Origin of the sequence: Streptomyces sp. NPDC091387 (genome assembly GCF_044756945.1) — a bacterium.
GTDB lineage: Bacteria > Actinomycetota > Actinomycetes > Streptomycetales > Streptomycetaceae > Streptomyces.
The window spans coordinates 213,520-227,047 of sequence record NZ_JBIVTZ010000013.1; the positions used below are offsets into that span (position 1 = coordinate 213,520).

General features: G+C 71.2%; 13 protein-coding genes. 5 read left to right on the forward strand and 8 right to left on the reverse strand.

The genetic code is table 11. The features are described from left to right. Positions 1–6 precede the first annotated feature (6 nt). The 6 genes from ACIQM0_RS26975 to ACIQM0_RS27000 all read right to left on the reverse strand — a co-directional run bounded on the left by ACIQM0_RS26975 (position 7) and on the right by ACIQM0_RS27000 (position 5,000). The gene (locus ACIQM0_RS26975) at positions 7–1,500 is read right to left on the reverse strand and encodes an SCO6880 family protein (protein WP_401291222.1); all 1,494 of its coding nucleotides are present in this window, start codon (positions 1,498–1,500) and stop codon (positions 7–9) included. Positions 1,501–1,682: 182 nt separating this feature from the next. Next, entirely contained in the window at positions 1,683–2,927 is a 1,245-nt protein-coding gene (locus tag ACIQM0_RS26980; RefSeq protein ID WP_401291224.1) for a hypothetical protein, read from the reverse strand. 1 nt (position 2,928) lies between these two features. After that, on the reverse strand, positions 2,929–3,678 hold the full coding sequence (locus ACIQM0_RS26985; protein WP_401291227.1) for a hypothetical protein: 750 nt from the start codon (positions 3,676–3,678) through the stop codon (positions 2,929–2,931). 18 nt (positions 3,679–3,696) lie between these two features. Next, a complete protein-coding gene (locus ACIQM0_RS26990; protein ID WP_401291229.1) occupies positions 3,697–4,017 on the reverse strand; it encodes a hypothetical protein in 321 nt (106 codons plus the stop codon). A 105-nt stretch (positions 4,018–4,122) separates the two neighbouring features. Further along, on the reverse strand, positions 4,123–4,404 hold the full coding sequence (locus ACIQM0_RS26995; RefSeq protein WP_401291231.1) for a hypothetical protein: 282 nt from the start codon (positions 4,402–4,404) through the stop codon (positions 4,123–4,125). Beyond that, positions 4,401–5,000 (reverse strand): hypothetical protein, encoded by a 600-nt coding sequence (locus ACIQM0_RS27000; RefSeq protein WP_401291233.1) that lies wholly within the window; start codon positions 4,998–5,000, stop codon positions 4,401–4,403. Before ACIQM0_RS27000 ends, ACIQM0_RS26995 begins: the two co-directional genes overlap by 4 nt. Positions 5,001–5,323: 323 nt before the next feature. Between ACIQM0_RS27000 and ACIQM0_RS27005 the strand changes: the two genes are divergently transcribed. The 4 genes from ACIQM0_RS27005 to ACIQM0_RS27020 all read left to right on the forward strand — a co-directional run bounded on the left by ACIQM0_RS27005 (position 5,324) and on the right by ACIQM0_RS27020 (position 9,571). Continuing rightward, on the forward strand, positions 5,324–6,184 hold the full coding sequence (locus ACIQM0_RS27005) for a transglycosylase SLT domain-containing protein (RefSeq protein WP_401291235.1): 861 nt from the start codon (positions 5,324–5,326) through the stop codon (positions 6,182–6,184). After that, complete coding sequence (locus ACIQM0_RS27010; protein WP_401291238.1) at positions 6,181–7,032, forward strand: hypothetical protein; 852 nt, start codon at positions 6,181–6,183, stop codon at positions 7,030–7,032. Before ACIQM0_RS27005 ends, ACIQM0_RS27010 begins: the two co-directional genes overlap by 4 nt. 177 nt (positions 7,033–7,209) lie before the next feature. After that, positions 7,210–7,755 carry a sigma-70 family RNA polymerase sigma factor gene (locus tag ACIQM0_RS27015; protein WP_401291240.1) on the forward strand — a complete coding sequence of 182 codons (546 nt, stop codon included), beginning with the start codon at positions 7,210–7,212 and terminating at the stop codon, positions 7,753–7,755. A 319-nt stretch (positions 7,756–8,074) separates the two neighbouring features. Then, positions 8,075–9,571 carry a helix-turn-helix domain-containing protein gene (locus tag ACIQM0_RS27020; RefSeq protein WP_401291366.1) on the forward strand — a complete coding sequence of 499 codons (1,497 nt, stop codon included), beginning with the start codon at positions 8,075–8,077 and terminating at the stop codon, positions 9,569–9,571. 35 nt (positions 9,572–9,606) lie between these two features. Here the strand turns inward: ACIQM0_RS27020 and ACIQM0_RS27025 are convergent, their stop codons facing one another. Then, positions 9,607–10,500, reverse strand: a complete 894-nt coding sequence (locus tag ACIQM0_RS27025; protein WP_401291243.1) for a glycoside hydrolase family 19 protein — start codon at positions 10,498–10,500, stop codon at positions 9,607–9,609. Between the two features lie 328 nt (positions 10,501–10,828). Then, positions 10,829–11,710 (reverse strand): glycoside hydrolase family 19 protein, encoded by an 882-nt coding sequence (locus ACIQM0_RS27030; protein WP_401291245.1) that lies wholly within the window; start codon positions 11,708–11,710, stop codon positions 10,829–10,831. Positions 11,711–11,985: 275 nt separating this feature from the next. On the opposite strand from ACIQM0_RS27030, the gene ACIQM0_RS27035 reads away from it, so the two are divergent. Further along, on the forward strand, positions 11,986–13,521 hold the full coding sequence (locus ACIQM0_RS27035) for a substrate-binding domain-containing protein (protein ID WP_401291247.1): 1,536 nt from the start codon (positions 11,986–11,988) through the stop codon (positions 13,519–13,521). The last annotated feature ends 7 nt before the right edge of the window (positions 13,522–13,528 follow it).

A 13,528-nucleotide genomic window follows, 5' to 3' on the forward strand; every position in this document is an offset into this window, starting at 1 on the left:
GCCGGCTCACAACGCCTCCTGCAGTTCGTGCGGGACGAGGGTCTGCTCCCACGGAAGGACCCCGGCCGGCAGGGTGCAGGCGAACGCCGCCGCCTGCATCCGGTCGGCAGGCCGCATCTGCACCCGGGACGCCGCGGTCAGATTGCGGATGGTGACGCTCGCGTCGGCCAGTTCGTCGGCGTTGTCGACGGTGACCGTCAGCATCAGCGAGAACTCCACGAGCCCCGCGCCCGACGCCTCCTCGTTCGCCGTCTGTTCGGCAGCCCGCATCTCGGAGGCCGCACGCGCCTGCACCATGCCCTTGCCGGACGTGGCCATGAACTGGGCGCTGCGCCGGTCCGACTCGACGATCCGCGCCGAGGTGGCCGGGTCGATGGGCCGGTAGACCAGGGCGACCCGCTTACGGCGAGTGCCGGGGGCCGCCTCCAGCATGCCCCGGAGCACCGAGGAGCGAATCGTGCCGCGCGGCGCCAGGGTCAGCATCCAGGTCCGGGAGACGCCGGAGTCGTGCTGATAGCTGTTCACGGTCTCGACTGCGGCGGCGGGCCCCGCGTCCTCCCACTCCAGGCCCGTACCACCCTGCGTGGCACGGGCGTTGAGCACGTCGGCGGCGACGGCCGGGTCGTAGGCGACGCGGACGACCTCGGCGATCCGCTCGGCCGACAAGGGGTAGGCGGCTCCGCCGCCCGCCGCGACGAGCCCGCTGAGCAGACCGGGGATACGGATCGCGAGATCCGTGATCACTTCTTCCTTCTTGCGGTTGTGGCCGCCCGGGTTCCCGTAGGTGAGGGTGATGTAGGTGTGCATCTCGGAGGAGGCGCTCGGGTAGCGGTCGACGACCTCCTCCATCACGGCGCGCGCGGCGGGCGGAGCGTCGGCGCGGATCCGGGGCAGCACCTCGTGGGCGAGCCGGGTACCCGGATCGGGGGCGGTCTCCACGATCACGGAGGCACCGCGCAGCCCGGGTTCGTGGGACAGCCGGGCCAGCCACTCACCCCACAGCGCGACCCAGACGTCGACCTGGTCGGGGTCGATGAGCGAGCCGCCGTCGGGGTCGCAGCCGAGGACGATCGTGTACACGTTGCGGGCCGGATGGTGCAGGACCCCGAAGGGCCGGTCGTAGGCGTCCCGCCCCTCGGTCGCCGTGACCTTGTTGAGCAGACCCGGCGGGCGGAACCGGCCGCCCGGCCGGGCGGACAGCGGCCCCGAGACATACAGGTGCGCGCCCTTCGCCTTCCGGCGCGACCAGCCGATGCGCAGCGCGATCAGCTGGTAGACGTTCCGTCCGTCCTGGGTGCGGAGGGTGAGCGGGATCAGGAACACCAGGACGGGTACGAACACGGTGATTGCGGCGGACAGCGAGATCAGCGAGGCCAGCAGGGTGACGATCAGCCCGCCGAACGCCCCGAAGGTGCCGAGGAGCCCAAGGGGGCCGAGCCCCGGCCGCCTTGGCCTGCGCCAGTTTCCGTAGGTCGGATGGATGACAGCTTCCGTGGACATGGGGTCCGGTTTCCCTTCGTGAGTGGTCGGGGCGCGGCGGTCGGGGTACGGCCGTGGTGACAGGACCGCGGGGAGAGCGCGGGGCTCCCGCCGCGCCGGGGGGAGCACTGGCGCCGCTGGTCAGGGGAGGCGACGGCGGGACGTACGGGTGGACCGGCCCGCCGTCGTCGCTCCCCCGGGGATCACTTGTTGTGGCCCAGCTCGCCGTCGGCGCCTTCGACAGCACCCGACACGGTCGAGGTGGCCACCTGTGCGGCGGCCATCGCGGCGAGGACAGCGACACCTGCCGGGCCGCCGGCCGCAGCCGCCGCCCCGCTGCCGCTGACGGCCGCACCGGCACCAGCGGCACCGGACCCGCTCGCACCCGGGCTCGCACCCGGGCCCGCGGCGCCGGACGAACCACCGGCGCCGGACGAACCGCCCGATCCGGACGTACCGCCGGCGCCGGACGAACCACCCGATCCGGTCGCGCCCGACGCGCCACTCGGACCCGACGACTCGCCGCCGCCGGAACTGGCGCCGCGGCCACCGAGCTGGACGGCGCCACTGGCCAGGCTGCTCCCGGCCTGCCCCAGGCTCGACATGGGATTGCCTGTGCCCATGGCAGCGGCCGCGGGCACGATGAGCTTCAGCAGCGCGGGAAGGGCGACGGCGGACAGCAGCATCACGCCGATGCCGGCGATGCGTGTGTTGATGGTGCTGGCGGCGCCCGAGCCGCTCTCCTTGCCCGAATTGATCATCGCCATGCCCGCGTTCATCACCAGGGCGACCGCGGGTTTGTAGATCAGCCAGGCGACCATCCAGCCGATGTGCTTGCGCCACCAGCCGGCGCCCCAGTCCGTCATCGAGGCCGCCGCCGCCAACGGCAGGGTGCCCAGCAGCAGCATCATGACGCCGAGCCGGATGTACATCAGAATCGTGTGGATGATCCCGGAGATCAGCAGCAGGAAGGCGAGGACCAGCAGCAGGAACGACTGGATCCCGCTGCCGTTCGAACAGGCGCCGACGTTGGCCAGCGAGTTCTGCACGGCGTCGTTGAACAAGTAATTGGAGTAGTCGTCCGCGACAGCCGCGGCGGCCACGACGACCGTGGTGGCCGCTCCCGAGACGAGAACCACCCGCATGATGCCCTTCAGCGCGGTCCTGCCCGCGTCACCCTTCCGCTCGATGGCCATGCGTGCGGCGGCGAAGAGCAGCGAGCCGACCGCGAGATAGACCACGATCCACTGGGTGTCGCCACTGATCCCCTTCGATGTCTGCGTTTCCTCCAGGGTCGGGACAGCGGTGGTCAGCGCCGCGAACACCGCGACAGCACCGGCGAGGATGATGTTCGCGACCATCTCTATGATGGTCCCGATGGGATTGGCGAGAAAGCTGAAGAACCCCTTGAGCAGGTCGATCGCGGGATTTCCAGTAGCGCAGCTCACGTCAGACCCCCCATAGCAGGAAACCGTTGGTGCTCTGCACGGACGCCAACGGCGAGTGCATACCGCCGTTGGCGTCGGGCACGACCTTCCAGTCGCCGCCGCTCCAGCGCAGGCGGATCACGGTCTCCGCCGAGCCCTCGTCGCTCTTGAGGAGCAGCTTCACCGTCGCGGCCGTGCTCTTGTACGACGTCACCGAGAAGCCGGCGTAGGACGCCTCTGCCCTACCGGACTCGCCGTCGGTGTCCTGGACGGTGGAGCGTATGAACTCGAACATTTTGCGGCCGTTTCCCTCCACGACCTGGCGCTTGGTGACGGTCCGCCAGCCCGGCCCGCTCATCTGGGAGGGGATGATGTGGGCGGCCAGCGCGGCCCCGGTGGGTGTGTGCGCGAAGCACCACCACAGGTCGCCGTCGGTCCGGGTGGGCCCCGCCGAGGCGGAAACCGGCACGCGCGAGATCCCGAGCGTCTGCCAACTGACGTCCTTGGGTACGGAGGTGGGCAGCACGTCGCCCGCACTGTCGTCGGTACGGCAGTCCCGTGGCCGGCCGCCCTTGGTCGCGGAGGTATCGGACAGTGGGCCGACGGACGCCGCCGTGGTCGCGCGGTGGGTGGTGTCGCTGTGGCCGGACGTCAGTGTGCCGATCACGCCCACCACGACGACAACGCCTATGAACCCGGCCGACAGCCGCCAACTGCGCTGTTTGTAGTACGGACCGGACTCCGCGGCCCGCCGTTCCCTGCGTCTGAACATCTCGTCCGCCCGCCCGGCCTACGCGAAGACGAAGCTGATCAGGGGGCCCGCCGTGGCCACGAGGACACAGCCCCCGAGCACCATGCCGAGCCGGCTCATGTGCTCCGAGCTCTCGCCGCGCTTGACGGAGACGGCCATCATCGCGCCGGTGATCAGCACCCCGGCGACACCGGCGGCGGTGCCGGCCCACGCGGCGATGCCCAGCACCGTGTTGACCTTGTCGGTGAGCGCCTCGGGGGCGTTGCTCACCGGAGCGGGCACGTTGCTGGTGCCCCCCGTTGTGCCGGCCGTATCGGCCGCGTCGGCCAGGATGTTGGAGACTGCGAGGAGCAGTGACATGGGATCTCCGAAGAGTCGGTGCCCGCGTGAGCGGTGGGCGAGAGGGTGCTGGAGTTACGGAAGGGACTGGCCGTCCGGAACGGTCTGTTGAGGCAGCGTGCGCGGCTACGGACCGAGGAGCGACAGGGCGCCGAGGGCCGCGACGAGCGGACCCGCCGTGGTGGCGACGAGACAGCTGAGCGTGACGTAGAAGACGCCGCGGAAGTGCTCGCCGCCCTCGCCCGGATCGCCGCGGCGCAGCTGGAGCGCCATCTGAATGCCGACGATGATCAGTCCGCCGACCCCGGCGGCCGAGGCGCACCAGGCGAGGATGCCGAGAATGGTGTCGGCGTCCGTGGGCGGCGTGTAGGCGGCCAGGAACTGTGGGCCGGCCAGGGAGTGGTTCACGAAACGGCTCCCTCACCGTAGAGGTCGCTTCCCACCAGCGCGGCGAGTGTGGCGAGTTGCCGGGGTTCGTGCTTCGGGTGGCCACCCGTACGCCAGGCCGGTATCCACGGCACCCGGTACACACGGGCGACCGAGCGCAGCACCCGGATGCGGCGCAGCAGTACGAGCGGCAGCCGGCCGGGCGCGTCCGCGACGAGGACCACGCCCAGCAGGTCGAGCCCCTGGGGGGCCTTCCCTTCCTTGAGCGCACCCAACGCCCGCGATACCGCCCGCAGTCCGCCCGAGCTGGTCCGGCCGACCACGACGATCCGCCGCGGCTCGCCCCGCGCGGGATCCGGCCAGCGGGCCCCTACGTCCACCCCGCCGAGGGTGTCGATCAGCGAGGTCGTACCGGCCCCGCCGTGCGCCTTGACCCACCCGACCTCGTCGCGCGACCTCCCGCGCGCCGCCTTCGGCGGCCTCGGCTGATCCCAGCCGGCCTCCTCGACGGGAGCGGGTGCGGGGGCGGGGGCGGCGCGTCGCGGGGGAACTGCGCGCTGCGTGGCTGCGGCTTGCTGCGGCGGGACGGGAGCCGCCGGGCGGAGGGCGGTCCGCACCGGTGGCTGAACAGGCGGTGCCACCGGAGCCGACGGCGGTACGGGTGTCACCGGAGCCGACGGCGCGCCCCCGTTGGGGGGCGTCGCCTGTGGGGATTTCGGCCCCCGTACCCATGACTGCGGGCCCGGCGGTGTCACCGAAGGAGTGCCCATGCGCGTCCCGCCCCCTCTTCGCTCGTGATTCCGCTGCTCTGGATCATCTGTTTTCCACTGGTTTGAACTTATTCGTGCCGGGGCCCGTTGGGATCTGACGAGCCCCACGGTCAGCACAACGGGTCGTGTGGCCGCAGCGGTTCAAGGCGAAGGGAAGAAGGTACGCGCGCATGAGTGCAGGCATGGGAGAGGGCGATGAGACCGGCGGCTCGAAAGCCGTCCGGAACAGCCTCATCGCCGGTACCGGCTGCGGCTGCCTGTTGTCGCCGGTCGCCCTGGTCTGCACGGCGATCGTGGTCATGATCTTCGGCGGCTTCGGGGTTCTCCTGGCCCCGCTCATCGCACTGATCCTGCTCTTCGGGGGCGGCAACGGAAGCAACAGTTCCCATCAGGAGGTCGCGAACCAGATGGTCGGCGTCCTCCAGGGCAACGGCAAGGGCCGGCTCGACAACACCACGGTCCCCGCCGACCTGCTGGACCCCATCAAGAGGGCCGGCCAGCAGTGCCCGGCCATCGGCCCCATCGTCATCGCCTCCCAGATCGAGAAGGAGTCCGGCTTCGACGCGTCCCTGAAGGGACCCAACGGCGAGCTGGGTCTCTCCCAGCTGCCGCCCGACATCTTCGAGAAGTACGGCAAGGACGACGACAAGAACGACAAGACCTCCGCCCTGGACGCAGAGGACTCGATCCTGGCCCAGGGCCGCTACCTGTGCGATCTGGCCAAGCAGGGCCAGCAGATGATCGACAACGCCGAGCTCCGGGAGCAGGACGGGGACGAAGGGGCCCTCAGATCGTCCCTGGACCTCGCCCTGGCCGGCTATGCCGTCGGGATGGACGCCGTACGCGCGGCGAAGGGGGTGCCGCAGACCAACGAGGCCCTGGGTTACATCCTCAGCATCCGCGCCCAGTTCGCCAAGTACCAGGGCATCGCGGCCCCGCCGGCGGGCGCCACTCCCGGCGTCACCCCCGAGCCCAGTGACCCGGCCTCGCCCGGCACCGCCGCTCCGACCACCACCACTCCCACCGCATGAGGACTGCCGCCATGGCCCGCTTCGATGTGTACATCTCCGACCACGGGCTCGCCGAGATCGACGGAGACCCCCTCGTCCCGGCGCCGGACCAGTCCGTGCACGAAGTCGTACTCGACCAGTTGCACCGGTACGCGCACGAGCGCGACGCCGCGGTCGAGGCGATGGTGCACGACAGTCCGGGCGGCACCGCGTTCGTCCTGCGGGTGTTGCCGGACGGCTCCAGCAACGTCCTCGCACCCGAGGAGACGCCGGCCGCGGAACCGGCACCGGAACCCGAGCCCGCTGGAGCCGGGGCCACGACCGGCGCCCTCGCCACCGCGATCGCCCGCGCCCGTGCCGCAGCCGCCGCCGGAGCCACAGCCGTCACCGGAGCCGACGCCGCTCCGCACGCCGTCCCCGTCGATCTCCCCGCTGAGCTCACCGAACCGGTCCTCCGCATACGGGCGTTGGCGGATGCCGGGCTGCTGGACGAGGCGCTCGCCGAAGCGACCGCGCTGCGCGAGCGTCTGACCAGTTCGATGGGCGCCGGTCATCCGAACGCACTGGAGGCGCGTTCGGTCGAGGCGTACCTCGCACACCTCTCCGGCGCCCACCGCGAGGCGATCGTGCTGGCCCTGGCCGTGGCCCGCATCCGGTGCGGCGCCGGGCACAGTCAGGCACCGCTCGAGGTGGCGCGAGCGGCCGCCGCCTGGAAACAGCTCGACGACGACCGGGCCATCGTCTCCCACGGGCATGAACTCATCCACATGTGGCGGGCGCTGGAAGGCCGCAGTCTGCTGTCGTCCCATGACACGGAGCTCGCCGAACAGGTCCGCAGGCACGTCGACACCCTCGCGGCGTACGTCTGATCCAACCCCGGGATCCGTGCCTCTCCTCTCTCCTCCTCGGCCCACCCGGATCCATCGCCTCGTACAACCAACGTCAAACGAGTGCGGAACGCACCTCGGAACACTCCGTTCCACCGAAGCACCGGGACCCGGTCCCCGGAGGCTGGGGCCGGTCATTCCAAGGAGCAAGAGCACACCATGAACGTGACGGTCATAGGGTCGGCGAGCGCGACCTCCCCCGATGAACAGGCCCTGCGTGACCTCTTCCTGCACAACGGACCAGCGCTCTACACCTATGTGCTGCGGATGCTGGGCGGTGACACCCACCGCGCGGAGGACGTCATCCAGGAGACCCTGATGCGCTGTTGGAACAAGCGGAATCTGGTCGACACCGAGGGCATGGCCGTACGCCCCTGGATGTTTCGCGTCGCCCGGAACCTCGTGATCGACCAGCACCGCACGCGGATGGCCCGGCCGTTGGAGATCAGCGGCGACACCTGGCTGCGCGAGCTCGGCGCCAAGGCGGACGACAGTGAGCAGATACTGTCGTCGATCCTGGTGCACGACGCCCTGCGGACACTGACACCCGCTCACCGTGAAGCACTCCGAGAGACGTTCTTCGCCGACCGCAGCACCCAGGAGGCGGCCACTGCCCTGGGTGTCCCGCAGGGCACGGTCAAGTCCCGTGTGTACTACGCCTTGCGCTCCCTGAGAAAGGCACTGGAGGAGCGAGGAGTGCGGTAGGTGCCCGACCCCGCGTGACAACGAAGACCGGCCCCCTGGGGCAGGCCCTGCGTCATCGCGATGAAGAGGCGATTGCGGCCGACGACAGCGGCCACCCCCGTAAGCCGCTGCCGTCGTCCCCCGTGCCTCTCCCCCGGGAGGCCCGCAACCGCGTTCGGACTCTAGGTTGCGGGGTAGGTGAGGGGAAGATTCAGTTCGCACGGTGTGGACGGCCGGAGGTATCAGTCCGCACAGCCAGGGCCGGTACGCCGCACCCCGGTTTCCCGGCAGGAGCGGAGGACGTGTGGACGCGCGAAGGCGGGCGGACGACGTCGTACGGATGCACGGCCTTGCCCGGTCGGGCGGCTCGCAGGGGCTGCTGCACTGGGTGTCGGGGCGTGCGCAGGTCTGGGCGGGGCTGCTCGGCGGCGACGGCACCGTCCTGCACGGCGTCGCCCGGGTCCCCCATCCCGCCAGCGCCGGATGGGCCGCCCTCGCCGCCGAGTGCGCCGCGGAGTTGACGGCGCTCGGCGCCCGGTCCTTCTCCTTCGACAAGGGTGCGCACACCGCGCTGCTGTACTCCCTGGACGCGCCGCCGGACGTGCCCCCGCCGGTGCTCGCCGTGGTCGGCCGGCGTCCGCTGCCCGAGGGACTGTCCACGCTCCTCGCGGACGTGGCCCTGCCGCTGGCGATGTGCTGGGCGGCCGAGACCGTGGAGCGCAAGCGCCGTCGCGTCGACCTGGCGGAGTCCCGCGGCCGGGAAGCGGTGCTGCACCTGCTGATGACCGGCCAGCTGTCGATCGCGCACCAGGTCGCGGGCGCCCTGAAGCCCAGCCTGCCGGACCCGGTCCGGGTCTGCGTCGTCGCATGCTCGGGCCGCGACCGGGACGAGGTGGCCCGCATCTGTGTGGACCTCTCCGGCGGGCGGTCCTGGATCGTGCGGTGCCCGGTGTACGCACGCCATCTGATCCTCGTCGTGCCCGCGAAACCCGGGCAGGCGGACGGGCGGCTCGGACCGCGGGTCGCCTCGGTGGTGGACGACTGCGTCGTCGGCATCAGCGAGGACGTACCGCTGTCCGACACGGCGACCGCGTACCGCCAGGCGTTCCACGCGCTCGCCGTCGCCCGCGGACTGCCGCAGCGGCACGCCCGTTTCGGATCGGCTCCCGAACTCTCCCTGGTGACCGGTGCCGAGGGCGCCCGGTGGGCGGATGCGCTGCTGGCGCCGCTGCTCGCCTATCTGCCGCGGCGCGGCCAGGACCCGGGCAGTCAGGAACTCGCGGCGACCCTCGCCTCCTGGCTGGCGTTCTCCTCGCACGCGACCGAGCACCTGAAGATCCACCGCAACACGCTGGCCGCGCGGTTGCGCCTGATCGGCGAGCTGCTCGACCTGGATCTGAACCGGGTCGCCGACCAGTCCGCGCTCGACCTGGCCCTGTCCATCCGTGCCACGCCCGCCCTGCCCAGGGCCGCCCGCCCGGCCGGGGGCGCGGCGGCGCCCGTCCCTTCGCTGGACGAGATCCTGCGCACCCCGGCGGTCCATTCCTGGGCGGCCCAGCAGACGCGCCCGCTCGGCGCCCCCGGAGCGGCCGGCAGCACCGCCGACCCGTACACCACACTGCGCACCTGGCTGGAGTGCGAGGCCCAGCTCGGCCCGGCCGCCGCGGTGCTGGACATCTCCGTGCCAGGGATGCGCAAGCGGCTGACACGCCTGGAGACCGTCCTGCAGCGCTCGCTCCTGCGGTCGCCGAGCGCCCGTTACGACCTGTGGCTGGCGTTCCGGGCGCTGGACCTCGCCGACGGCGGACAGCCGGACGGGGGGCGCCCCCGGCCGTGAGGCCGGACGCACCCCCCGTCACAGGGAGCTCGCGGTCAGCAGCTCAGGTTCGACCCGGGCGTCGTGCCGAGGATCGACACGAAGGCCTGGTACTTGTCGATCCGGCTCTGCACCTGGGCGGGGTTGCCGCCGTTGCACTCGATGGAGCCGTTGATGGACCGGATCGTCTCACCGAATCCGGCGCCGTTCACCATGGCGTTGTGGGCGGTCATGGTGCCGGGACCGTTCTGGGTGTTCCAGTACCAGAGGCCGGTCTTCCAGGCCACGGCGGCGTCCTGCTCGACCAGGTAGGGGTTGCCCAGCAGGTCGATGCCGAGGGCGTCACCGGCGGCCTTGTAGTTGAAGTTCCAGCTGAGCTGGATCGGCCCACGGCCGTAGTACGCGGCCGTGCCGGCGGGACAGCCGTAGGACTGGCTGGTGTCGCAGTAGTGGGGGTAGTTGGCCGTGTTCTGCTCGACCACGTACACCAGACCGCCGGTCTCGTGGCTGACGTTGGCGAGGAAGGCGGCGGCCTCCTGCTTCTTCACGTCGTCGCTGCCGGTATTGGCGAAGCCCGGGTAGGCGCTCAGGGCGGCGGTCAGACCGCTGTACGTGTAGAAGGAACTGCGGCCCGGGAACATCTGGTTGAACTGCGCCTCGCTGACGACGAACCCGTCGGAGGAGCCCGGGTCACCCGGATCCGTGCCGCCGCCTCCACAACTGCCTTGGTCGGCCCAGACGTCGGAGCTGCCCGGCGTCTCGTTCTGGGTCCACCACTTGGCGCTCCAGTTGTGCCCGTTGTACGAGGCGGAGCCGCCGCCCGTGTAGACGGACGAGGAGTTCCAGGCAGCCGCGCAGTCGGCGGCCGATGCGGTGGTGGCGGGGAGGATTACCAGCGTCGCGACGACCGCGCCGAGCGCGGCGAGCACGCCCATGATGCGTCTGATCATGTGAACACTCCTTCGGCGCGGCGCACCGACCTCATCGGTGCGCCGCCATGGGGGGTGCCGACACTCAAGCGCTGCCGGTCTGAACCTGTCAAGGTCTAGACCAACATGGGAAAACCTTCCCGACCCGCCGCCCCCACGCGCAGAGGTCACCGGCCGCTCGCCCCACAGGCGCCCCCAACAGGGCTGATTCCGGAAGGAGTCGCTCCGCACAAACCCTCCGGAACGGCGACGGGCCCGAAGGTAAAACCTTCGGGCCCGTCCAGCATGCGGGACGCCGTACTGTCCGGCCGGTCAGCCCGCATCCCGTGCACATGCGACGGCCGCACCGTCAGCAGGTGAGCCCGGAGCCCGGGTTCGTACCGACGATGCCGGTGATCTGCTCGTACGTGGCGACCCGCGCCCGCACCGAGTCGGGGTTGCCGCCGTCGCACTCCAGCGCGCCGTTGAGCGAGCGGATCGTCTCACCGAACCCGGCGCCGCCGACCATGGCCTCGTGCGAGGTCATGGTGCCGGGGCCGTTCTGGGTGTTCCAGTACCAGAGCGCGGTCTGCCAGGCGACCGACGGATCCCGCTCGACCTGCCACGGGTCGTTCAGCAGGTCGAGGCCGAGCGCGTCACCGGCGGCCTTGTAGTTGAAGTTCCAGCTGAACATGATCGGGCCGCGGCCGTAGTACGCGGACTGGCCGGCCGGGCAGCCGAAGGGCCGGCTGTAGTCGCACTTGATCCAGTAGTTGGCCTCGTTGATCTCCTTCACGTACTGGAGACCCACCGACTCGAAGTCGGCGTGCGTCAGGAACGCCGCCGCCTCCCGGCTCCGCATCGCCTCGGTCCCGGTGTTCGCGAAGCGCGGGTAGGCGTGCAGGGCGTCGATCAGCCCCTGGTACGTATAGAAGGGGTCGCGGTCCGGGAAGATCCGGTCGAACTCCGCCTCGCTGATGGCGAAGTCGGAGACCCCACCCGTACAGGCACCGCCGTCCTGCCAGACGGTGGTGGCGCCCGGGTTCTCGTTCCGCGTCCACCACTTGGCCGTCCAGTTACGGCCGTGGTGCGAGGCGGTGCCGCCGGCCGTGTAGGCGGTCGAGGAGCTCCAGAGCGGCGCGCACCGCTCCGTGGTGGCGGCGGGCGCCGCGGTGGCCGCGGTGGGGAGGAAGGCCGCCGTCGCGATGACGGCACTCAGGACGGTCAGGACGCCCTTGATTCGGTTCAGCACTGCTCACTCCTTCGACGGGACTTCGGCAGAACTCGGCAGGACTTCGACAGGACTTCGACAGGACAGGGCATTGCGCGCCGCAGAACTCGACGGACGGGCCGTCCGGGCATCCTGACACCCAACCCCGATTGGTCTGGACCTGTCAAGGCGCGGACCAATCGCTGCCCTGTGGACGTGTGTTGGCCACACATCGGCCACCCGCCGGCCCCCCGGGCCTCCTACGGTGACGCGCACCCGAACCCGTGCAGGCGTCCGACAGACAGGAGCCCCGCAGCGTGGAGTGGCTCAGCGCCGAGAACGTCGTGGCCGTGGCGACCGCCGTACTGGGCGTCCTCGCCTCCGTCGGCGTGCTCTGGTACGAGCGCCGGGTGCCGCGGCGCAAACGCATCGGCTACCGGGTGCAGATGGACACCCCGATCGGCAGCGACGCCGGTCAGGGCCGGGCCAACGTCCGGCTCGGGCTCTTCGACGAGACCCCGGACATGTCCGACGCCACGCTCGTCCTGCTGCGCGTCGAGAACGACGGATCGCAGTCCATCGCCCGCGGCGACTACACCGGGCCGGACGAACAACTGCACGGCCTGGTCGTCGAGTTCACCGAACGCCGGGTCCGCGGCATCGCGGTCACCCACTCTCCCGGCGCCGACCACCTCATGGACCACTTCACCCCGTCCGCCGGGCTGCGCGAGAGCGGCTCCCTGATCCGGCTGCCGCGCGTGCCGCTCAACCGGGGCGAGCACTTCAAGCTGCTGGTCCTGCTGACCGGTTCCCGGGTGGGCTCCCCGATCCGGGTCACCGGCGGCATCCGGGACGGCGAGGTGACGCCGAACAAGGCGGCCCGCCCCGACGAGAAGCCCCCGCTGTTCGGCCGGGCCGCCCGGTTCATCACCGTCGCGCTGACCGTCTGCGTCGTCACGCTGGCCGCCATCATCCTGGTGCGGGACGACACCCCGCCGCCCATCGGCTGCGCTCGCGGCGAGCTGACCCTGACCGGCTCCACCGCCTTCGCACCGGTCCTGCGGGAGCTGGCGGCGAAGTACGGCGAGGCGTGCGAGGGGGCCGCCGTCACCGTGGACGCGCACGGCAGCACGGCGGGGATACGCGAACTGGCCGACCGGGGCGCCGGGCCGGGGAAGTCCGGGTCGCCCGCCCTGGTGGCCTTCTCCGACGGGCCCAAGCCGAGTGGCTTCCCGCAACTGCGCGAGAACCGCGTCGCCGTCTCGCTCTTCCGCCTCGTCGTCAACGACCGGGTCCCGCTGAAGAACCTGACCGGCGACGACGTCCGCCGGATCTACCGGGGCGACATCCGCGACTGGCAGCAGCTGGGCGGCCCGGACCTGCCCGTACTGCTGGTCAGCCGGGACGCCAACTCCGGTACCCGCGAGGTCTTCCAGCGCCGCGTCCTGGGCCGCAACGAGCCCGCCCAGTCCTCCCGCGACTGCACGACGAAGGACGACCCGCGGGCCCCCGTCATCCGCTGCGAACTCGACTCCACCGAACAGGTCCTGGCCGAGGTGGGCCGGCTGGGCGGAGCGATCGGCTACAGCGAACTGCGCTCCGGCACCAAGCCCGCCGGGGCGCACCAGATCGCCATCGACGGCGACACCCCGTCCGTCGACACGATCGGCAGCAGCAGCTACCCGTACCGGGAGATCGAGTACGCGTACACCTACGGCAGCCCGCCCGCCGACTCGCTGGCCTCCAGCTTCCTGGCCTACCTCAGCCGGGGCATCGGCCAGGACGTCGTCCGCACCCACGGCCACCTGCCGTGCGCGACGCCACAGGGGCTGCGGATCTGCGGGGAGGAGTGAGGGCGGA